Source organism: Bacillus sp. FSL K6-0972 (assembly GCF_037976035.1).
GTDB classification, from domain to species: domain Bacteria; phylum Bacillota; class Bacilli; order Bacillales; family Bacillaceae; genus Bacillus; species Bacillus haynesii.
The window spans coordinates 684,379-705,157 of record NZ_CP150260.1 but is presented as its reverse complement, the minus strand read 5'-3'; the positions used below and the strand labels follow the sequence as shown (position 1 = coordinate 705,157).

Annotated in this window: 16 protein-coding genes and 1 other annotated feature; of the genes, 3 read left to right on the top strand and 13 right to left on the bottom strand. The window is 47.0% G+C overall.

Annotation, left to right across the window (positions count from 1 at the left end; all coding sequences use genetic code 11):
* Positions 1-65 precede the first annotated feature (65 nt).
* Positions 66-593 (top strand): MarR family transcriptional regulator, encoded by a 528-nt coding sequence (locus tag MKX80_RS03555; RefSeq protein ID WP_268342590.1) that lies wholly within the window; start codon positions 66-68, stop codon positions 591-593.
* Positions 588-805 (top strand) — a binding site (T-box leader). It overlaps the preceding gene by 6 nt.
* 44 nt (positions 806-849) lie before the next feature.
* Entirely contained in the window at positions 850-2,103 is a 1,254-nt protein-coding gene (gene tyrS / locus MKX80_RS03550) for a tyrosine--tRNA ligase (RefSeq protein WP_268293228.1), read from the top strand.
* A gap of 281 nt (positions 2,104-2,384) precedes the next feature.
* Here the strand turns inward: tyrS and pgmB are convergent, their stop codons facing one another.
* The 13 genes from pgmB to MKX80_RS03485 all read right to left on the bottom strand — a co-directional run bounded on the left by pgmB (position 2,385) and on the right by MKX80_RS03485 (position 19,719).
* Positions 2,385-3,065, bottom strand: coding sequence for a beta-phosphoglucomutase (gene pgmB, locus MKX80_RS03545; RefSeq protein WP_154996290.1), 681 nt, complete (start codon positions 3,063-3,065; stop codon positions 2,385-2,387).
* Complete coding sequence (locus MKX80_RS03540; protein ID WP_268311025.1) at positions 3,062-4,768, bottom strand: alpha-glucosidase; 1,707 nt, start codon at positions 4,766-4,768, stop codon at positions 3,062-3,064. Before MKX80_RS03540 ends, pgmB begins: the two co-directional genes overlap by 4 nt.
* On the bottom strand, positions 4,710-7,046 hold the full coding sequence (locus tag MKX80_RS03535) for a glycoside hydrolase family 65 protein (protein ID WP_268293232.1): 2,337 nt from the start codon (positions 7,044-7,046) through the stop codon (positions 4,710-4,712). Before MKX80_RS03535 ends, MKX80_RS03540 begins: the two co-directional genes overlap by 59 nt.
* The gene (locus MKX80_RS03530; protein WP_216931091.1) at positions 7,024-7,905 is read right to left on the bottom strand and encodes a DUF1189 family protein; all 882 of its coding nucleotides are present in this window, start codon (positions 7,903-7,905) and stop codon (positions 7,024-7,026) included. Before MKX80_RS03530 ends, MKX80_RS03535 begins: the two co-directional genes overlap by 23 nt.
* 4 nt (positions 7,906-7,909) lie before the next feature.
* Positions 7,910-8,761 (bottom strand): sugar ABC transporter permease, encoded by an 852-nt coding sequence (locus tag MKX80_RS03525; RefSeq protein WP_154996298.1) that lies wholly within the window; start codon positions 8,759-8,761, stop codon positions 7,910-7,912.
* Positions 8,762-10,069 carry a sugar ABC transporter permease gene (locus MKX80_RS03520; RefSeq protein ID WP_154996300.1) on the bottom strand — a complete coding sequence of 436 codons (1,308 nt, stop codon included), beginning with the start codon at positions 10,067-10,069 and terminating at the stop codon, positions 8,762-8,764.
* Between the two features lie 41 nt (positions 10,070-10,110).
* The gene (locus MKX80_RS03515; RefSeq protein WP_154996302.1) at positions 10,111-11,364 is read right to left on the bottom strand and encodes an extracellular solute-binding protein; all 1,254 of its coding nucleotides are present in this window, start codon (positions 11,362-11,364) and stop codon (positions 10,111-10,113) included.
* A gap of 94 nt (positions 11,365-11,458) precedes the next feature.
* The gene (locus tag MKX80_RS03510) at positions 11,459-13,222 is read right to left on the bottom strand and encodes a glycoside hydrolase family 13 protein (RefSeq protein ID WP_268342589.1); all 1,764 of its coding nucleotides are present in this window, start codon (positions 13,220-13,222) and stop codon (positions 11,459-11,461) included.
* 116 nt (positions 13,223-13,338) lie between these two features.
* Positions 13,339-14,289, bottom strand: coding sequence for a LacI family DNA-binding transcriptional regulator (locus MKX80_RS03505; protein WP_154996306.1), 951 nt, complete (start codon positions 14,287-14,289; stop codon positions 13,339-13,341).
* Between the two features lie 166 nt (positions 14,290-14,455).
* On the bottom strand, positions 14,456-15,994 hold the full coding sequence (gene amyS / locus MKX80_RS03500) for an alpha-amylase (RefSeq protein ID WP_154996308.1): 1,539 nt from the start codon (positions 15,992-15,994) through the stop codon (positions 14,456-14,458).
* 128 nt (positions 15,995-16,122) lie between these two features.
* Positions 16,123-17,502, bottom strand: coding sequence for a polysaccharide deacetylase family protein (locus MKX80_RS03495; protein ID WP_268342588.1), 1,380 nt, complete (start codon positions 17,500-17,502; stop codon positions 16,123-16,125).
* Between the two features lie 70 nt (positions 17,503-17,572).
* Positions 17,573-18,250 carry a DUF3298 and DUF4163 domain-containing protein gene (locus MKX80_RS03490; RefSeq protein ID WP_154996312.1) on the bottom strand — a complete coding sequence of 226 codons (678 nt, stop codon included), beginning with the start codon at positions 18,248-18,250 and terminating at the stop codon, positions 17,573-17,575.
* Positions 18,251-18,771: 521 nt separating this feature from the next.
* Positions 18,772-19,719, bottom strand: a complete 948-nt coding sequence (locus MKX80_RS03485) for a YafY family protein (protein WP_182069158.1) — start codon at positions 19,717-19,719, stop codon at positions 18,772-18,774.
* Between the two features lie 94 nt (positions 19,720-19,813).
* On the opposite strand from MKX80_RS03485, the gene MKX80_RS03480 reads away from it, so the two are divergent.
* Complete coding sequence (locus MKX80_RS03480; protein WP_154996316.1) at positions 19,814-20,239, top strand: VOC family protein; 426 nt, start codon at positions 19,814-19,816, stop codon at positions 20,237-20,239.
* Positions 20,240-20,779 lie beyond the last annotated feature (540 nt).

The following is a 20,779-nucleotide window of genomic DNA, read 5'->3' as shown; positions in this document are numbered from 1 at the left end:
AAACAAGGGCTTGCATTAACGAAAACCATCTGTTAAAATTCATTTCATAGCTAATGATTCTGAAAATGAAAAGGCAGGCGTCACGATTGAATAGATCCCCCCATCTTCGACAGGAAGAATACGACACACTCAGCAAGCTGAAGCGCATGCCGATCGAATCCTTGAATCTTGAAGCCATTTCGGTCGCCACCAACCTTTACCGGTCAGCGCAAAAGCTTCGCGTCAAAATGGAGACCGAGGTCCTTTCCTCATATCAATTGTCTTGGACGGCTTTTTCGATTCTTTACGATCTATGGGTATGGGGCAGGCTTGAAACGAAAAAGCTCGCCGAATTGTCAGGCATTTCAACAGCCACTGCGAGCAATGTCATGAAAACGCTTGAAAAAAAGAACTTATGCGTAAAAAGCGCGGATCCGAGAGACCGCAGACACGTATTCGCCGAAATCACATCCGAAGGAAAAGCCGCTATTGAAGAGCTCTATCCGGCGTTCCACAAAGGGGAAACAATGCTGATCAAAGGCATGACAAAAGAGGAGCAGAATACATTGATCGAGCTCCTTCGAAAAGTGAACGACAATCTTCATAAACCATAAGCAACGACGGGAATAAGTAGCGGACTGTCTCCCTGTTCCAGAGAGCCGGCGGCTGGTGCGAGCCGGTACAAAGACAGACGTGAATTACCTCCCTGAGCTTTCTTTGTGAACTTTCAAGTAGCAAAGAACGGGAAACCGTTACCTGAAATTGAGCGGAAGATGAAGGTCTTCAATCAGGGTGGTACCGCGTGCATTTGAGCCACGTCCCTTATCGGGATGAGGCTCTTTTTTTTATACAAAAAAAGGAGGAGTTATTATGCAGCAACAACAATTTGATCAACTGACAACTGCCGAGAAGCGGGAAGTCGAAAGGCAGCTTCACTTATATATGGACGGAGCGGAGGAGGTCATTCCCCCGGAAGAACTGCGGGCAAAGCTGGCCAAATCGATTTTGAGCGGCGAACCGCTGAAAATTAAGCTTGGCCTCGATCCGTCGGCGCCTGATGTTCATTTGGGCCACACCGTCGTCTTGAATAAACTGCGCCAATTTCAGGAAAACGGACATATCGTCCAGCTCCTGATCGGGGATTTCACAGGAAAGATCGGCGATCCGACAGGAAAATCCGCCGCCAGAAAACAGCTGACGGACGAAGAAGTCCGCCGCAATGCCAAAACATACTTTCAACAGTTTGGAAAAGTGCTTGATCAGAACAAGGTCGAGCTTCACTACAACTCAAAATGGCTTAAACGATTAACCTTGGAAGACGTCATTGAACTCGCCGGCAAAATTACCGTCGCCCGTTTAATGGAACGCGATGATTTTGAAGAAAGAATCGCCATGCAAAAGCCGATTTCGCTTCATGAGTTCTTTTACCCGTTAATGCAGGGATATGATTCAGTCGTTCTGGACAGCGATATCGAACTGGGCGGAACGGATCAGCATTTTAATGTGCTCATGGGCAGACACTTTCAGGAAAAGTACGGAAAAGAAAAACAGGTCGTCATTCTCATGCCGCTGCTTGAAGGGCTTGACGGCGTTGAAAAAATGTCTAAATCAAAGAACAATTACATCGGCATCGATGAAGACCCTCATGAAATGTTCGGGAAAACGATGTCGCTCCCGGACAGTTTGATGAAAAAATATATCCACCTTGCGACCGACTTGGAGGCGGAAGATAAAAAACGTCTTGTCAAGGATTTGGAAACCGGGGCCGTTCATCCGAGAGACGTGAAAATGCTGCTCGGGAAAACTATTGTCAACATGTATCATGGAAGCAAGGCGGCCGAGGCGGCAGAACAGCAGTTTAAACAAGTTTTTCAGCAAAACAGCGCGCCTGACAATATAACGGCCGTACACTGGCAAGGTGACGAAACGGTGCCGGTCACCGATTTATTGGTGACGCTCGAACTCCTTCCTTCCAAAAGCGAAGCCCGCCGAATGATCCAAAACGGCGGCGTTAAAATCAACGGCGTCAAAGCAGAATCGATTCATGCGGACATTGTACTCGAACACGGCATGATCATCCAAGTCGGCAAACGCAAGTTTGTCAAATTGCAAATGCATCAATAAGCAAACAGCCTAATCATCCTTTTAAAGGGATCGATTAGGCTGTTTTTCATGAAAAGCGTAGGCGATAGAATCGGCAACAGGCCGGTATCCAATCGCCTGATAGATTCGATTTGACGTCGCGTTGCTAAGATCGGTGTATAAACAGCAAAACGCATTTCCGAACGGTCTTCCTCTCCGGCCAGCCAAACGCCTTGATCTTGTTCTTGATTTTGCCTTCCCCTCTCTGATTGCAAATAAGCCGCCAGCGGCGGCCTGTCATTTTATGATTTTCGGGTTGCTTTTTAATTCCCTTCTTTTATGCAACAACAGCGCTGCCATCCTTCCTTCAGCAGCTCAAATGTCAGCTCGTTTGTGTTGTGCACGATCAAATCGGCCCCGCGCATCGATGAATCATCACCGACTCCCACCGCGAACATCCCTGCGGATTTGATCGCAGCGATCCCGGCTTCAGCGTCTTCGATTGCCGCACATTCAGACGGAGGCACTCCGAGCAGCGCTGCGGCCGTCAAAAAGATTTCGGGGTCGGGCTTTCCGTGAGCAAGTCCTGCCGGATCAACGACAGCCTGAAATTCGTCCTTGACCCCGAGCCGTTCCAAAATAGCGGGCGCATTTCGGCTTGACGAAGCTAACGCAATGCTTACATTTTCCCTTTTCAATTCGGCAAAAAGCCCGGCGATTCCCGGCAGCAGGTCATGCGGGGTCAAGTTTTGGATCAGCTGTTTGTAGTATTGATTTTTCCGGCGCATGATCTCTTGTTTCTCCGCCTCCTGATACTTTCCGGCCGCACCGCCGTGAATCAAAATCGTGTCTAGCGATCGCTCTCTGTCGATGCCTTTCAGCCGTTCATTAAAGCTCCGGTCAATCTCAATGCCGATTTGTTCGGCAGTATGTTTCCAAGCGAGGTAATGATGCTCGGCCGTATCCGTGATCACGCCGTCCAAGTCAAAAATGACCGCTTTCATGATGTTGGATCCTTTGCCCGGCTGATCATCATGAAAGCTTCATAAGACTCCATGTCAATGCTGCCGCTCATATCAAGCCGTTCGCGGGCGTAATTGGACAACAGCATATCCCACTTGTCTTCAAGCATTTCCGGCGGGGCATGAAACAGCGCCTTTTCTTCTGACAAATTCACGGCAACTAACAGCTTTTCGCCCTGATATTCGCGGGTATACGCAAAGATTCGCGGATCATCCTCTAGCAGCAGCCGGTAGTCTCCGTATACGATAACTTTATTTTGTTTGCGCAACCCGATGAGCTTCTGATAATAATAGAAAATCGAATCTTCATCGGCGAGCGACTCTTTCACATTGATTTCTTGATAGCGGGGATTTACCGCCAGCCAAGGCTCTCCATCTGTGAAGCCCGCGTGTTTTCCGTCATCCCATTGCATCGGCGTTCTCGCGTGATCCCGCCCTTTTTTCGCCACGGCTTTTCGAAAGTCTTCCTCTGTCATCGTTTTGTTTTCGATGACAAGTTCGCGGTATGCGTTTTTAATTTCGAGATCATCATACATCTCGAGCGGCATTTCGCTGTTTGTCATGCCGATCTCTTCTCCCTGATAAATGAAAGGGGTTCCCTTCATGCCGTGCAAGACCGTTGCAAATGCTTTGGCGCATTGTTTGCGCAGTTCGCGGTCATTGCCCCATCGGGATATGACCCTCGGCTGATCATGATTTTCGAAATAAAGCGTATTCCAGCCGACATTCATTAAAGCGGTCTGCCACCTCGTCATCGTCTTTTTTAAAGCGATCGGGTCAAACGGCTTCATCTCCCATTTCCCATTCGGCGAATGCTGTTTTGTATCAATATCCATATGTTCAAATGTAAAAATCATGTTCAGCTCATGTCTGCTTGGATCCGTGTATTTTTTCGCTTCTTCAACATCTGAGCCGTTGGCTTCGCCGACCGTCATGCAGTCGTAACGGGACAGCACTTCCCGGTTCATCTCTTGTATAAATTCGTGCAGACGGGGGCCGTTCGAATGATAGCGGCCGACGACATAAGGACGGCTGTCATCTGTTTCATAATCGGGAAAGTCGACGTATTTGGAAATGGAACCGATCACATCCATCCGCCAGCCGTCCACGCCTCTGTCCATCCAAAATGTCATCAAATCGTATACTTCCCGGCGAACCGCTTCATTCTCCCAGTTTAAGTCAGGCTGCTTTTTCGAAAAGTAGTGAAGATAATACTGCCCTGTCCGCTCATCGAACGTCCATGCCGGTCCTGAAAAGATCGATCCCCAATTGTTCGGTTCTGAACCGTCCGCCTTTGGATCTTTCCAAAAATAATAATCACGGTAAGGATTGTCCTTTGACTTGCGGCTTTCGGCAAACCAGGCATGTTCATCAGACGTGTGGTTCACGACAAGATCCATGATGATTTTCATTCCGCGTTTATGCACTTCATCGATCAATTGAAACATATCGTCGTTCGTCCCGAACTTTTCGTATATGCTTCTATAGTCGCTGATGTCGTAGCCGTTGTCATCTTGCGGGGAATCAAACACAGGACACAGCCAGATAACATCGGCTCCGAGGCTTTTGATGTAATCGAGCTTTTGAATCACGCCCTGCAAATCACCGAATCCGTCTCCGTTGGAATCATAAAAACTCCGCGGGTAAATTTGATACACGACTGCCTCTTTCCACCATTGGCTCATCGGGCATCCTCCTTTCATACCGTCCGTTCAGTGCGATCTGCTCTCCATAAACTGTCATGGAAATCGGTTCTCCTTTTAGAAGGTTGAAGACGACGCTGTTTTCCTCTACCTGGACATTGATTAGCCGGTTCCGATAATTGATGTTGAACGAATAACCGTCCCATTCCTTCGGCAAAAACGGAGCAAACGACAGCGTCTCATCCTGGGTCCGCATGCCGGCAAATCCTTGCACGATCGCGAGCCAGCTTCCGGTCATCGATGTGATATGAAGCCCTTCCTCGGTGTCATGATTGTAATTATCGAGGTCAAGCCTCGCTGTACGCTTATACAGTTCGAGCGCTTTCTTTTCCATTTTGAGCTCGGCCGCCAGCACCGCATGGACAGACGGCGAAAGGCTCGATTCATGAACCGTCATCGGTTCATAAAATTCAAAGTTGCGCCGTTTTTCTTCCATCGTAAATCGGTGATTAAAGAAATAAATGCCTTGGAGAACATCCGCCTGCTTAATAAAACTGGAGCGGAGAATTTTGTCCCATGACCAATTCTGATAGAGCGGGCGGTCATCCGGTTCAAGCTCATCCGCTGCCTGAAGCTCTTTATCCAGGAATGTATCATGCTGAATAAAAATATTTAATTCCTCACTGTATGGATAGTACATTCTCGCGATGATATCCTTCCACCTCTCGATTTCGGCTTCCCGTACATCAAGCCGGCGGCATTTTTCCTCCGGGAGGATAGCGAGGTTTTCGAGCGTATACTCAAGCGTCCACGACGCAATCAAATTCGTATACCAGTTGTTGTTGACATTGTTTTCATATTCATTCGGCCCTGTGACGCCGTGGATCATATATTTATTGTTTCGTTTTGAGAAGTGGACGCGGTCCGCCCAAAATCTGCTGATCTCGACGAGAACGTCTATCCCGTATTCTTTCATATAGTCCCGGTCGCCTGTATAATTAACATAATTGTAGATCGCATAACAGATCGCGCCGTTGCGGTGTATTTCTTCAAAGGTGATCTCCCATTCATTGTGGCATTCATCGCCTGTGAAGGTCACCATCGGATAAAGGGCCCCTTTCAGCCCCAGTTTAGCGGCATTCCGTTTAGCTGCCTCCAAATGATGATAGCGGTACAAAAGCAGGTTCTTCGTCACCTCCGGCTCGGCCGTCGCTAAATACATCGGAACGGCGTACGCCTCAGTATCCCAATAGGCGGCTCCGCCGTATTTCTCGCCGGTGAATCCTTTCGGCCCGATGTTTAAGCGCGAATCGGCTCCGTAGTATGTCGAGAAGAGCTGAAAAAGGTTGTACCGGATGCCCTGCTGAAGCTCATCATCCCCTTTAATTTCAATGTCCGCTTTTGTCCACCTTTCCATCCAATGTTCGGTATGCCTTCGCTTCGCCTCTTCATATCCCTGCCGAAAAACATCAGCCAAAAGCTCCCTGCCCTTTACTAAAAGCTCTGCTTCTTCAAAGTCTCGGGACGTTGTGACAATAATCAATTTCTTTAAAGAAGCCTTTGTTCCCGGCTTCACTTCATAACAGTAGCGGTTTTCCGCGTACATTGCATCCGTTTGAAATTGCTCGCTGACATATCCTTCTGTCACGTTGCACATAGAAGCAGCCACCGTAAAACGCGGGGTTCCAAACGGATTCTCAATCGTTTTCGTCACAAGATGGCCGCGATGAGATTCGGCGCCTTTCGCTTCTTCCTGCCAAAACCGCTCTTCGAAATTGGCATCCTCATTTGCGACATTTCCATCAAGATAAGGAACAAGCGTGATGACCGCCTCATCGCTCAGGCACTCCGCTTCATAATGGATCGCGCACAGCTGCGGGACATCAAGGCTAAGAAAGCGCTCCGACGAAATTTTGACAGACTTTTGATTCACACGAACGACAGCGCTTCTCCGCAGGGTGCCTTCCTTCATATTGAGCTCCAATTCAAACGATTCGATATCGTTTTGATTGAGGTCGACTTTTTCGTCGTCTACATATACATCAATTCCGATGAAATTCATCGCATTGATCACTTTCCCGAAATATTCAGGATAGCCGTTTTTCCACCAGCCGACTCGCGTTTTGTCTGGGAACCAAACCCCTGCGATATATGTGCCTTTAAGACTTTCGCCTGAATAGCTTTCTTCAAAATTCCCCCTGATTCCCATATAGCCGTTCGCCAAGGATGTCAGACTTTCCTGAAGCCGTTTATGTTCCTTTTCAAATTTGTTTGTTTTGATTTTCCACTGGTCGATCTCAAATAGCCGCTGATTTGCCATGATTTCCTCCTGACTGTAGATTTTCGTTGTGATGGCGGGTTTTGAATATATGCCTGAAGATGAAAGAGACCATCAAAGCACTACCGCATGAATGGATGAGCAGCATCATGATGAAGTCAAAGCGGATCATACCGAAAGCCATTGCGGCTGCTGCCGGAAGCGCTGATCCGCACACCGCCGCTGCGGCAGCTTCCTTAAACGACCTTATCCCGGTCATGTTGGATTTTTTGGAGATCCAGATGCCTCCCGCCAGAACGGCCGTCAAAAAAAGCGAGATGATGAAAACCGCCGAACAGGCCAGCATGATGATCAGCGGCTTATATTGGGCAAACCACATGGCACCGATAAAATCCCCCACATGGCCGGCGTCCAGATCATTCAGCCCGGCCTTTGCCGGATAGCGAACGGAAAACCCCGTTCCGTTTTGATCGCTGATGATCAGATGATCTGACTGAAAGATGAGCGCGTTTTGATAGCCTTCCGCCCTTATCCGCCCGTTTTCACCACTTGTTATTAATTCATGCTTCAAATCGACCGCCAGCAAGGTTCTCCCTTTCTCCACAAGGTACAGGCCCCCTGCACCTGTCAATCTCCCGTTTGTCAATTGGTAGCCTTTTAATTGCTTGATGAATGCCGCGTCAGCCTCTTGAACAACATTTGGCATCAGATACCCGGCGTTGAAGCGGTCCATTTTCATAAACGCAATCGTCATGGGCGCCATTAAACAAGCCGTCAAAAACATAAACAGAAAAGAAATTTCGAGCCAGCTGAATGCATGTTTGCAGCGCATGACGCCCGCCGGTGATGCCGCTGCTTTAAGAAAGCGGACGATCAGCTTTTCGTTTCGCATATCGTTCATCGGTTTATCCCTTCGTTCCGCCGGATGTCAAACCGGACACAAAGTTCTTTTGGAGAAAGAAGAACAAGATGCAAATCGGCAGAGCTGCAAGAATCGCTCCGGCTGCAAACAGCGCGACTTTTTGCTGCTGCGGATTGGAGATGAATGTCTGCAAACCGACGGCGATGGTCAGGCTTTCCGGCGACCGAAGCAGAAATTTTGCAAGCAAATAGTCGCCGAACGGCCCCATAAACGCCCACAGCGCCTGAACTGCAAGCATCGGCTTAACAAGCGGCAGAACGACCGAAGCAAAGATCCGCAGGTGCCCCGCTCCGTCAATCCGCGCCGCTTCATCGATTTCTCTCGGCACTGTATCAAAGTAGCCCTTCATCAGCCATGTGTTCATCGGAATTCCGCCGCCGATATAGATTGCAGTTAAAAACCAATATTGGTCCAAAGCTCCGATCAGCATGGCCAGGACGTAAAAAGCGGTCAGCGCCGCCATCGTCGGCACCATTTGAATGATCAAAAAGAAAATGAGGCTCTTTTTTCGGCCCGCAAACCGGTAGCGGCTGTACGTATAGCCGGCAAGCGTCACAATCGTCACCTGGAACACCATGACAGACAGCGCGATCACAAGCGTATTCCCGTACCAATTGAGGTAAAGCGTCTCTTCAAACAGCCGCTTAAAGTGGTCCAATGTCCATGCGCCCGAAAAATCGAGTGTAAAAGCCGCTACATTCCCGACCCGAAATGCGGATGATGCTGTGATCAAAAGCGGATAAATAATCACGATGCTTAAAAACGTCAAAAATATATAGGTCAAAACCTTGTTCAGCATCCCGGTGAACCGCGTATTTTTGAAAATCCCTCTCATCTACATGACCTCCTCATTGCCAAAGGCATTCGACTTCTTAAAAGCAATCAGGGAAACCCCGATGACAATGAAAGAAATGAGCAGTGTGACAGCAGCCGCCACGGAATACTGCGGCGACGTCCCTGTCGTCAGCTTATAGATCCAGGATATTAAGATGTCGGTTGACCCGGCTCCAGCCCCCGCACTCCCCGGACCGCCCTCATTAAATAAATAGATGATCGAGAAGTTATTGAAATTAAACGTATACTGGGTAATCATCACCGGTGCGGTCGCAAATAAAATCATCGGTAGCGTAATGTGTTTAAAGCGCTGAATAAATGTCGCACCGTCAATCTTTGCCGCTTCATAAAGCTCTCCGGGAATCGCCTGAAGCACCCCCGTCACCATGACATAAATGTAGGGAAAACCGAGCCACGTCTGGATCATAATCAAAGCCGTCTTCGTCCAGAACGGATCGGTCTTCCATGCGACAGCCGGGATGTCGACGAACGGAAGCTGGTTCAAAAGCGGGATCACCTGGACGTTCATCGCGCCCGCCGAGTCGTTGAAAATGTTGGCGAAACTCATAATCGTAATAAATGCCGGAACGGCCCAAGGAAGCAGGAAGATGATCCGGAACATCCGCTTGCCTTTAATAAAGTTCTGATTGACGATCAGCGCCGTCACGATGCCGAGAACAATTTGCAGCGTCGTCGCACAGATCGTCCAGATGATCGTCCAGCCCAATACATCGGCGAATGTTTGCCGATACGAGCCAAGGAAAAAGATATTCATGAAATTTTTAAAGCCGACCCAGTCGATAAGACTGTTAGGCGGAATATGATAAAAATCGTAGTTTGTAAACGCGATAAACAGAGTCACCAGCACCGGAAAAATAATCACAAACACCATCATGAGGTATGCCGGCAGCGTAAATAAATACGGAAACCCTTTGTCACCTGCATTTCTGATCATGTCCCCAGCCGTCTCGCTGATTTTCAAACCCGCCGCTTTCATCGCGGCGGTCTTCCGGGCATCATACAGATTAAAGATGTAAAACATCAGAAAAACGAGCGTCAAAATCAATTGCAGCGTGCCCTCTATCAAGAGAAACAGCGAGTGGTCTTCCCCCGGGACAGTCCCCAGCGTCACGAGACCGATCAGCGCCTGATAACCGAAAAGCGCTAACTCACAAATAAACAAGCCTGTGATGACTAGAAAAAGGATCCCCTTTGAAAACTGCCGGTTTGCAATCTGGCCAGCACCGGGAATAATCGATAACAGCGCTGCCTTCCGGCTCCGTTTTGCAAGCGTTTGGTCTTTGTTCATTTTTTTCGCCCTCTATTCTTCCGGACGCTAAAACCGCCGTTTTATTTCACATACTTTTCTTTAATGTTTTCTTTGATCACACGGACGGCATCATCCGCTGATTGCTGAGCCGATTTTTTTCCTGCTGCCGCGTCAAATATCAAGCTTTCTGCACCTGTCCACACTTCAGCCATTTCCGGAATATTCGGAGTCGGAGTCGCCGTTTCGTATTGCGTGATGACCGCCGATGTCAGCTCGCTTTTTTGTTCCCCTGCTTTCTTTCGTGCAGCGAGGTTGGCCGGAACTTCGTTCGTATCTTCATAGAAACGATAAGCGTTTTCGTCATTTGCGGCATATTGAAGCCATTTTTCAGCAAGCTCCGGCTCTTTCGTATATTTTGAGGCGACCCAGCCTTTTCCGCCTGCAAACGGGGCATACTCTTTTCCGTTCGGCAATGTCGGGATTTTCGTTGCGCCGTAGTTCAAACCGGCTTCTTTATAATTGGAAGCCGACCAAGGACCTCCGATAACAGCCGCTGCTTTTCCATCCATAAAGGTCTGCTGGATGAAATCGTCAGCGCTCGTATTGTCCTGCATGCCTTTCGGCCAATATTCGCTGAACCATTTCTCGGCGTATTCCACCGCCTCCACGGCTCCCTTGTTGTTCAGACCGATGTCTCCTGAATCCGTGCCGTCAGCTCCGAATACATATCCGCCGTATCCGGCCATTAAACCGTATGACATGTAAAAGTCCGTCCATTTTGCGAGAAAAGCGGTCGATTTTCCTTTTTCCGAAGAAAAAGCGAATCTTTTGTCTTTTGTTAAATCCTCGAGTTCGTTAAAGGTTTTTGGCGGCGCTTTTAACAGGTCTTTGTTGTAATAGAGTACGAGAGTTTCAATAACAAGCGGGGTTCCGTAGACTTTTCCGTCAACCGTCACCTGCTGCATTTCTTTGTCGCCGAAGCTTTTTGTATCAGACGGCTTGACTTCCAGCAAATGCCCTTGCTGACCTAAGCCGCCGATACGGTCGTATGCCGCAAGCATGACATCGGGCGCATTGCCTGCCGGGCCGTCAAGAGGAAGCGCTTCAAGCTGATCGAACATCGGCTTTTCAACGATTTTGACTGTCACATCATTCTCTTTTTCAAAACCTTCCTTTATGCTTTCGACGTAAGGTTTATAGACCTCTTCCACAGACACGGTGAGCACTTTTTTCCCGCCGCTGCCTCCTGTTTCCTTTGAACTTGAACAGGCGGCAAGACCGAACAGCAGAACTGACGCCAGCAGGACTACAAATCCTTTTTTTAAATGTTGCATCTTTTTTCCCCCTTCTATCTTAGAATCTGAGACAATTGTAATCCTCGATAGAAAGCGGTTACAATAGTTTTAAACCTGTTACCGGTAACAGAATTTAAACCGCCCCCAAAATGAAAAATCCGCCTGGCTGAATGTTGATCACATCATCATGATGAAGCGCTTCTTCCTTCCACGCATCGTATATTCTTTTGTCGCTTGCAATCTTCAAATCCCGCAATCTGACACGGCGCATTTCGCTGCCCTGGTGGAAGAAGTAGATCAGCTCTTTTCCTTCATGCGTTCGGGAAAAACTGACAAAATTGTTTTGATCGTCAACCAGCCTCCACTCAAGCGCTCCATAAGTCAATACATCATTCTCTTGTTTGCGCAAAGCGATCAACCGTTTCATAAATGTGAGCATCTCTTGATTCTGTTTCTCTTCTTCCCAAACCATGCACTTCCGGCACAATGGATCATCCCCGCCGTCAAGCCCGATTTCAGTTCCGTAATAAATGCACGGCGAGCCTGTCTGAGCAAACATAAATGCCAAAAGAGAGCGCACCTTTTTCTCATCTCCTCCGCATCTTGTCAAAATCCGTTTCGTATCATGGCTGTCTAGCAAATTAAACATCACCTCATTGACCTGCTTCATCCCGCTCATTAAATGCGAATTGATGCGGCTGACCATTTGCGAAGCTGAAATTGATCCGTCTGCAAAATAGTCAATCATCGGTTCTGTGAACGGGTAGTTCATGACGGAATGAAATTCGTCTCCTCTAAGCCACGGATCAGACTGATGCCAGATTTCGCCCAATATAAAAATGTCGGGCTTTTCTGTTGTGACGGCTTGCCGGAACTTCTTCCAAAACGCATGATCGACTTCATTCGCTACATCCAAACGCCAGCCGTCAATATCAAATTCGCGGATCCAGTACAGCGCGATATCAAGCAAATAAGCCTGAACTTCCGGGTTGGCCGTATTAAGCTTCGGCATCTCGGGAGTAAACGCAAATGTATCATAGCCGCCTTCTTTAACAGGGAAAGAATGAATATGGAACCAGTCTTTATAGCGGGACTTTTCACCGTTTTTGACGACATCCTGCCACTCTCGCGAAGCGCTGCCAATGTGGTTAAAAACAGCGTCAAGCATGATCTTCATTCCCCGCTCGTGAAGCCGGCTGATCAGCGTGCGAAAGAGTTCCTCATCGCCAAAATGCGGATCGATCGAGCAATAGTCCAATGTATCGTATTTATGGTTGGAAGGCGCGGCAAAGATCGGTGTCAAATAGATGCCGCCTATCCCTAAGTCTTCCAAATAGTCCAGCTTGTCCATGATCCCCTGCAAATCCCCACCGAAAAAATCGTGCACCTCGGGATCCTTGCTTCCCCATGGCAAAGCGTTTTCCGGAGACAAATCTTCTCGCCCGCTGGCAAAGCGCTCCGGAAAAATTTGATACCAGACGGTTGATTTGACCCAGTCAGGTGCATCAAACGTATCAGCCTCATGAACAAACGGAAATTTAAAGCAGTGCTTGCCCGTATCCGCCATTTTCCCTGCAAACGGACATGCACCATTGCTTCCGTAAAAAGTGTCTTGACCATCAGCGTCTGTAAGGATAAACCCATATTGCAGACGCCTGAACGGAGGCACCACTTCGGCAAACCAGTAATCATGCGTGCTTGTTGCGGCAATTTTCGCCATCGCAAGCTCGTTCGCTTTCCATGTGCCGCCGGTGTATTCGTAAGGATCACCCCAAATTAAGCGGACGTAATCGGCATCATCCTTTTTTGTACGGATTTTGATGTGCAATGTCCGTCCATCGTAAGAATAGGCATCAGAGCTGAAAGGCTGATGATGTATCGCTGCATATTCCATCATGTTTCCCCCTTTTTGGTTGTCCGGCTGTGATGAACCGGCTTTTATTCTGAAATTATCATGACGGCATAGCAGGAACAATCATTTTCAGCTTGTTAACGGTAACAGAATGAGACGCCTTACAAAGTCGATTCCCGGACAATAAGCTCCGGCTCAAAAAATTGATTGCCTTGCGGCGCTCCGTCTTCATTGATTTTTTTCAGCAGGATTCTCGCGCAAGCCTCTCCCATTTCAACAACAGGCTGTCTGATCGTTGTCAGGCGAGGCGAAGCGATCCGGTCGAGAAACACCCCGTCATAGCCGGTGACCGCGACATCTTCCGGAATTCTTTTGCCGAGCGATTGCACCGCGCGGATGACACCGAGCGCGATGCGGTCGGAAGCGCAAACCACCGCTGCCGGTGCATCAAGGGATGCCAGCACTTCCCGCGCGCGTGTTTCACTTTTTTTTGAACTGTTTTCCATCCGGAAAATCGCCGCTTTTTTCAGACTGCCTTCCATCGCCTGAAGGTAGCCTTTTTCCCTTGACCGTTCAAAAGGCTCATCCAAATCGATTCCAAAAAAGACGACATTGCGGACACCCAGCCCAATGACGTGACGCGTTGCCATATAGGTTCCTTTTTCATTGTTAACATCAATAAAATCGTAGCCCATTTCATTTTGGCCGAATACAACGACAGGCTTTTCAAATACTTTAATCAGCCCTTCAAAATCGGCTTTTCTCAACCCCGTCGCAATAATGCCGTCGCACTGGCCGATATTGAGAGATTTCCTTGTGACAAGCTGCAAAGCATAATGATGACGGTCCAGCTCGCGGCTGATCCCCGTTAACAGGTTCATATAATAAGGTTCTGTCGTATCCATTTCTTCCAATATGAGCAGCTTGACGACCTGTGTTCTGTTTTGAACGAGCGCTCTAGCTGCATAGTTCGGTATATAATTGAGCTCCTTCATTGCGGAATGAACAAGCTTTTTCAATTCATCCGTCACAGTCTCAGGATGATTGATCACCCGCGATACCGTCATTTTCGACACATTTGCTTTCTTTGCTACATCAGATAACGTTGCCATTTCATCCCCGCCTTACCTTTTGCGATTCAAACTGTCAGCAAGTCCTTTTTAGGTCTGATGACACCTTGTTAAAATTAATTATAAGATGTAATCAAAGAAATTTTATAAGAAGGAGAAAATAAAAGAACGGATTTCCTTTAGGAAATCCGTCTATCACTCTATTCTTCTATCTTTGAACATAAATCGAAACCGACCCGCCGTTTACGTGAAACTCTCCCCAGCCTTCCGAATTGATGACAACCGGCTCCGAACGGTTTCCGGTGATGTCATGCCATGTCTCACCGGCGTTTTGCCGGCCGACATACATTCGCTTTGCCCCGCCGGGTCCGTCTGTTATTAAAGCCGCCAAACCGGAATTTGCAACCGAGCTGTCGCCTTCCCTCGTCCACCCGACAATGTCGTGATGGTCGAAATAATCATGCTGTGCTCCGTACGCATATTGTTTTCGCGCTTTTAAAATCGGTTCGATTTTGTGTTTCAGGGCAGGAATTTCGCGCTGCGAGGCTCCTTTCGTCCCGTACATATCCCCGTAGAAAACCTGGGGGTAGCCTGATTCTCTTGTCAAAATAAAAGCGTAAGCGAGCGGCTTAAACCATGTTTGGACAGTCGACTCAAGCGATTGCCCCGGCTGTGTATCATGGTTATCGACAAACGTAACCGCTTTCAAAGGATGCTTGGAAACGACCGTTCCGTTCAGCAATTTCCTCATATCATAGCCGCCTCCCTGTGTCGATGCAGCATGGAACTGATAATGAAGCGGCACATCAAACACTGAATGATTAAAGTTTGTTTTGTTCAAATAGTTTTCCAGCGCGCCCAAGTCATTCTGCCAATATTCGGCTACCGTAAACATTTCCTTCCCCGTTTTTTCCCTGACATGATTGACCCAATCCCGCAAAAAAGAAAATTTAATGTGTTTGACGGCATCAAGGCGGAATCCGTCCAATTGCAGCTCATTGGCATACCACGTTCCCCATCTCTTTATTTCTGCCGCGACATCAGGATGATCATAATCGATGTCGGCATACATCAAGTAATCATAGTTGCCGTTTTCATTGGAAACTTCCCAATCCCATGCCTTTCCTTGAAACTTATAGATGCGGTTCAGCTTTCGGGACTCGTCCCAATCGGTTCCGTCAAAATGGTACCAATGCCATTTGAAATCGCTGTATGTGCTGCCGCGCCCCGGGAAATGAAAATGTGTCCACGCTTTGATTCGCTGTTCTCCTGAAATTACGCGGTTGCGGTCGGCGGGATCGACTTCAACAGCGGTTACATCTTCGGTCGCATCAGCGCCGCCTTTGTGGTTGATGACCACATCGCCGTAAACGTTGATGTCCCGGGAATGAAGACTGTTGATCGCAGATTGCAGCTCTCCTTTTGTGCCGTATTTTGTCCGAACCGTCCCTTTTTGATGAAACTCCCCTAAATCATACAGATCATAAGCACCGTAGCCCACATCATCTTGGCTCGTTCCCTTATATGCCGGGGGAATCCAGACGGCAGTAATACCGTGTTCAGCCAAATATGACGAGTCGTTTTGTAAGCGTTTCCAATGTTGGCCGTCATTTGGCAAGTACCACTCAAAATACTGCATCAGCGTCCCATTAAGATTTGCCGCCGCTGCTGCAGATTGAGGCAGCAAGAAGATGAGCGCAAATAACAGCGGCAGCAATCGGGTATAAAGCCGTTTGTGTTGTTTCATGATTCTCCTCCCCTTTCAATGTGAAACACATGCTATTGTATAAATATTTGGAATTTTTAACAAATACCATTTTCCCTATATTTTCTTGCAAAAGAAAAGCGCCGATATGGCGCTTTCCTCTCATTTATTCAATATCCTCTCTGTTTCTTCACTTCTTCAAGCTGAGATACAGTTACCAATTGATAGCCTTTTGCTTTCAGCTTTTTGATAATCTCTTCAGCCGCTTCTGCGGACGTTGCATAAATATCGTGCATTAAGACAATTTTTCCGTCCCCCACATGGCTCATGACATGATTGACAATCTTTTGTTTATTTCTGTACTTCCAATCTTCCGGATCAACATCCCACAACGAGACCTTCAGATTGGAAAGCGAGCGGACGGAGTCATTGATCCCCCCGTATGGAGGGCGCAAGTGTACAGGCAGGTGTCCGCTGATTTTTTCGATCATTTCTTGCGTGTCGTTAATCTCCTGATACGCTTTTTCGTTTGACAGCCTTGTCAATAACGGATGGTCCCAGGAATGGTTGCCGACTTCGTTTCCTTCCTTCAGCATCCGTTTTATCGTTTCGGGATAATATTGAGCTCTGCTTCCAAGCACGAAGAAGGTTGCATGCCCTTCATGCTTCTGTAAAGCGTTTAATATTTTATTGGTTGTAGCGGGGTTCGGGCCGTCATCAAATGTGAGAGCAATCACTTTTTCATCAGGATTCATTTTCGCTTGTTTCGGAAGCGGAACAGGCTCCTGCTCAGGTTTTGACTGAAGACGATTCTTTTTCATATCCTGATATCGGTCTTTTAAAATATCTTTTACCCACTCTTTTTTTATTTTTACAGACTGCTCAAGACCGGTTTGTTTTTTCTCAAAATAAAATTCCACTTCGTTTTCAAGGAGCGCGAAGCGGCTGAAATGTTCTTCCTGAGGGCTTGTCCCTTCTTTTAATAAAGCCATGTCAGCAGATGGATTCCGATTTTTCAATTCCTGATAGGCAATGCTTGAAATCCTGTTCAGAAAATCTGAATTCTCTTCAAACAGGTCTTGAAGGGACAGCAGCTTTTTCTGTTTTAAATCAGCGTTAAACGTCTTGACAGACGTTGTACCCGAAACGCCGCCGGCCTCTATGTATTGATTCAGCACCACACTGGCCGTATCTTTTGTGTAATAGACAACCTTATATTTGATGTTCAGTTCAAAAGGCCCGTCTTCATCCTGAGCCTGGGCCTTTGCGTTATCCTCTTTAAAATTGGCCAATTCTTGATTCACATAATCTTTTATTTGTTCATCGATTTCTTTTATGTGAAACACCGGATAGTGGATGGCATACCTCTCTTGTTTGCTGTCGCTGACCATGGATTCGACGCCGAGACCGGATTGTCCGCCGTCTTTTTTTGATTGAGGCGGCTCTTGACTGTTGCTTGACACCTTATTGTAAGAGTACCCCGCTAAACCTATTAATATCGTTAAAAAAATCAACATTTTAACCCAGCGAAATGATGGTTTGCCAGACATTGCTGCTCACTCTCCTGTTTCATGACTTGCTCTCTCTGTTTCTATTACGAATATTGGATCTAATACCGGGCTAATATAAAAGCGTCGACGGAAGCTTTATTTCCTGGTTTCCGGCCGCATACGGGGCGATATCATACTGCTGAAATACGATTGAAATTCCGCTGCTTGTATAATAGAAAGCCGTATGTTCATCCAAGCGGATATCGCTCTTTTTAAGATCAGAATAAAACTGTTCCGGATGTTCGTTGATATAGCTGAAAATATAGTTTTTTGCCTTTTCGATTTTCGCCTGATTGTTTAATACGTCAGTCAGCACGACTTGTTTATGCTTGTCAAAGTCAAAGTTGTAGGATGTAACGGCATACATGCCGTGCGCACCACCGGAGAACTGATAGTCATAGATTAAAAAGCTCAGTTTGCCTTCCTCGTTGTATTTGACTTTGTAGGACGTTTCATAAACGTTTTCCTCATCCTTATCCTTCTTTTCGGCATCTTTAACGATTTTTTGAAATTCTTTATAGGAGTTTTTTAAATGAAGTTTTACCGCATCGTTGGCCAGCTGGACATCTTCTTCCTTCAAATCGCTGAATACCGGAAAAGAAAGCGAACTGATGTCTTTGTAATATTCCGTGTGAACCGCGGCTTTTCTATTTTGTGAAGCGTTTATTTGAGATGTTCCTTTATTGATGATAAATAGCAGCGATGCTGTGAGTACAAGGAATCCTAAAATAGCCATCGCTTTTTTCATAAGCATGCTCCTTTGTCAATCTTCTTTTAAACTCGTAACATATCATTTTCTTTTGTAACACAAATGTAATATTTATTTCATATTTGTAATGATACTCACTTTTAAATCTGCCGTCAACTTTTTTGGGTAAAAATTTCTTCTGACGGCAAAAATAAGACACTCTCAATTCCTGAGAGTGTCGCAGATTTTGTCATCCTTTCAGCGTGATTGAAAATCCTTGCAGTCTAGGAAGGCCGAGCATCGGAGCGGACTTTCACAGGATGTGATGACGGCGGCGTTCGGGCAAGACGCCTGGGCGGTTAGCCGCCGATCCTTCCTCTCCTCTATTCGTGTGCACCGACGCGCAGACCTGACAACGAATGCGAGGGTTTGTCGACACGCTGAGACACTCTCGACTCCTGAGAGTGTCTTTAACGGGATGATGCAGAAGACGTGCGTCTTCACGCGTTTTTTTACCGGGGCTTTATATGCAGAAGATCCAGGCTGCGTTCTTCATCATCAATCTGGCCGAAGTCTTCATTTTAGCCGTATTGTTTCAGCATATCGGATAATGTCCGCCTCATCCTTTCGATTAATTCAGAAGGCTTCTGAATAACCGCTTCCCGACCGAATGAAATGAAATAATCCGCAAAAAAATCAATATCCTTCGGCGCAATTTCGCCTTTCAGCACACCGGACCCGTCTTCTCTTACATGCAGTTCAATGTGCGGCCATTTGAGTGAACCGTGCCGCTCTACTCCCTTTTTTGTCAGCTTCGCGGATAATTCCAATGTCTCCCTTGGCCTGGACAAAGCCGAAAAACGGTTCTTTAAATTAAGACCGGACAAATCAATTGGAGCCACATGTTCATCAAGCTCAGCCCGCTTGATCCGGTCGCACCTGAAGATGCGGTAATCCTTTCTTAAAAAACAGTAAGCCGGGCAATACCACTTCCCTTGATTGGCATAGATTCCGATTGGTTGAATGTTCCTCTTGCTTGCTGCGCCATTTGCTTCATATTCGATGATCAATACCTTTTGTTGAACTGCCGCCTCAAGCAGCGCCTTTAAAACCGGAATGTCGTCTTTTTGCTCATAAGGCGTATAAAAAGCAACGCGGTCCTTCATACTGTCAATCGCATCCCGGATGTCTCCTGAAAGATTTAAATAAAATTTCTTTTTGATGGACTCGTACTGGGCGTCAAACGGCAGGGATATATAATGCTTCAGTGCATCGATCGCAAAGAAGATGGCGATCGCTTCGTTCTCGCTGAAGGCGATGGGAGGAAGTATCCTTTCATTTAACACCTGATATCCTCCGTGGGGGCCGGTTTCAGAATAGAGGGGCACCCCCATTTCGCTGAGCTCTTGCAAATCCCTTAAAACCGTTCTCTTGGATACTCCGAATTCCTGCGCCAGCTCCCCGACCGTAAATCGTTTTTTCCGGTTTACCATCATGATCATTTCATTCAATCGTTTCGCTTTAGACATGAAAACCTCCAATCATTTTTTAACCATGACATAAGCTGTCACCATTATAATATACAATCTCCTTAGATCAACAAAAAAAGGAGATGTTCCCCCTATGAAAACGCAATTCACACCTTATATCCTGATGAATGGAAGAGCAAAGGAAGCGATTGATTATTACCGTGATGTACTCGATGCTGAAGTAAAGTTCAGTCAGACGATTGGTGAAGGCCCCGCAGATGAGGCGGCGAATTTTAAAGAAGACGAATTAGATTTCATCGCACACGCCGTTTTGACAATCGGCGACGCCGTCCTGATGATCGCCGACATCATTCCTGAACTGCCTTTCCAAAGCGGAAACCAATTGTCCATTTGCGTAACGGCAGCAGATGTTTCTTCGGCAAAGCGGCTGTTCGGCAAGCTGAGCGAGCGGGGCGAGGTCAAACTTGAGCTGAAGGAAACTTATTTCAGTCCCGCATACGGCATTGTCACCGATCCGTTCGGCGTTACCTTTCAAATTTTTGCCGCGCGTCCCGCATAAATGAATAAGACATTTTAAAAAAGGCCGGGTTTAACGAACCGGCCTTTTTTGCACTAGATCAGCTGAAGAATTAGCAGGGTTCCGGCTAAATGATTGAATCAAAATCCAAGCTGCAGTCAGTTTGTTCAGTTGTTAAAGAAAAAATAGCATTTACTCCGTTTGACCGCAGAAAGTTTTTAAAAAACTGCGGTTTTTCAAATTCACTCGTCAAAGGGCATTTGTGGAAACGCCTCTGCTTTTTGGTATAATAAGGTTTAGCAACAGTTCGGTTCTATATAAGGGCGGTCGGCTCACCCTCCATCTCTTGGAGAGAAAGGGGGTGAGCATGTGACAGTATCAGAGGCCTTGCAACTCATGGTGTCTTTCGGCATTCTTGTAGTGGCAATTCTGTCATCTAACGACAAAAAAAAGTAAGATCGCCCTTGATTCCCACACCAAGACGATCTTACTTTTTAATTGGGATCTAAAAATAGAGCCGACTCCTTTTTATGGAGCCCCTCTGTTGCTTCCGGGAGATGTTGCCGCATCTTCCGGTCTTTT

Excerpts from the sequence above, each read along its gene's own strand:
- MKX80_RS03555 (WP_268342590.1), top strand. The coding sequence starts at position 66 with ATGAAAAGGCAGGCGTCACGATTGAATAGATCCCCCCATCTTCGACAG.
- tyrS (WP_268293228.1), top strand. The coding sequence starts at position 850 with ATGCAGCAACAACAATTTGATCAACTGACAACTGCCGAGAAGCGGGAA.
- pgmB (WP_154996290.1), bottom strand. The coding sequence starts at position 3,065 with ATGAAAGCGGTCATTTTTGACTTGGACGGCGTGATCACGGATACGGCC.
- MKX80_RS03540 (WP_268311025.1), bottom strand. The coding sequence starts at position 4,768 with ATGAGCCAATGGTGGAAAGAGGCAGTCGTGTATCAAATTTACCCGCGG.
- MKX80_RS03535 (WP_268293232.1), bottom strand. The coding sequence starts at position 7,046 with ATGGCAAATCAGCGGCTATTTGAGATCGACCAGTGGAAAATCAAAACA.
- MKX80_RS03530 (WP_216931091.1), bottom strand. The coding sequence starts at position 7,905 with ATGAACGATATGCGAAACGAAAAGCTGATCGTCCGCTTTCTTAAAGCA.
- MKX80_RS03525 (WP_154996298.1), bottom strand. The coding sequence starts at position 8,761 with ATGAGAGGGATTTTCAAAAATACGCGGTTCACCGGGATGCTGAACAAG.
- MKX80_RS03520 (WP_154996300.1), bottom strand. The coding sequence starts at position 10,069 with ATGAACAAAGACCAAACGCTTGCAAAACGGAGCCGGAAGGCAGCGCTG.
- MKX80_RS03515 (WP_154996302.1), bottom strand. The coding sequence starts at position 11,364 with ATGCAACATTTAAAAAAAGGATTTGTAGTCCTGCTGGCGTCAGTTCTG.
- MKX80_RS03510 (WP_268342589.1), bottom strand. The coding sequence starts at position 13,222 with ATGATGGAATATGCAGCGATACATCATCAGCCTTTCAGCTCTGATGCC.
- MKX80_RS03505 (WP_154996306.1), bottom strand. The coding sequence starts at position 14,289 with ATGGCAACGTTATCTGATGTAGCAAAGAAAGCAAATGTGTCGAAAATG.
- amyS (WP_154996308.1), bottom strand. The coding sequence starts at position 15,994 with ATGAAACAACACAAACGGCTTTATACCCGATTGCTGCCGCTGTTATTT.
- MKX80_RS03495 (WP_268342588.1), bottom strand. The coding sequence starts at position 17,502 with ATGTCTGGCAAACCATCATTTCGCTGGGTTAAAATGTTGATTTTTTTA.
- MKX80_RS03490 (WP_154996312.1), bottom strand. The coding sequence starts at position 18,250 with ATGAAAAAAGCGATGGCTATTTTAGGATTCCTTGTACTCACAGCATCG.
- MKX80_RS03485 (WP_182069158.1), bottom strand. The coding sequence starts at position 19,719 with ATGTCTAAAGCGAAACGATTGAATGAAATGATCATGATGGTAAACCGG.
- MKX80_RS03480 (WP_154996316.1), top strand. The coding sequence starts at position 19,814 with ATGAAAACGCAATTCACACCTTATATCCTGATGAATGGAAGAGCAAAG.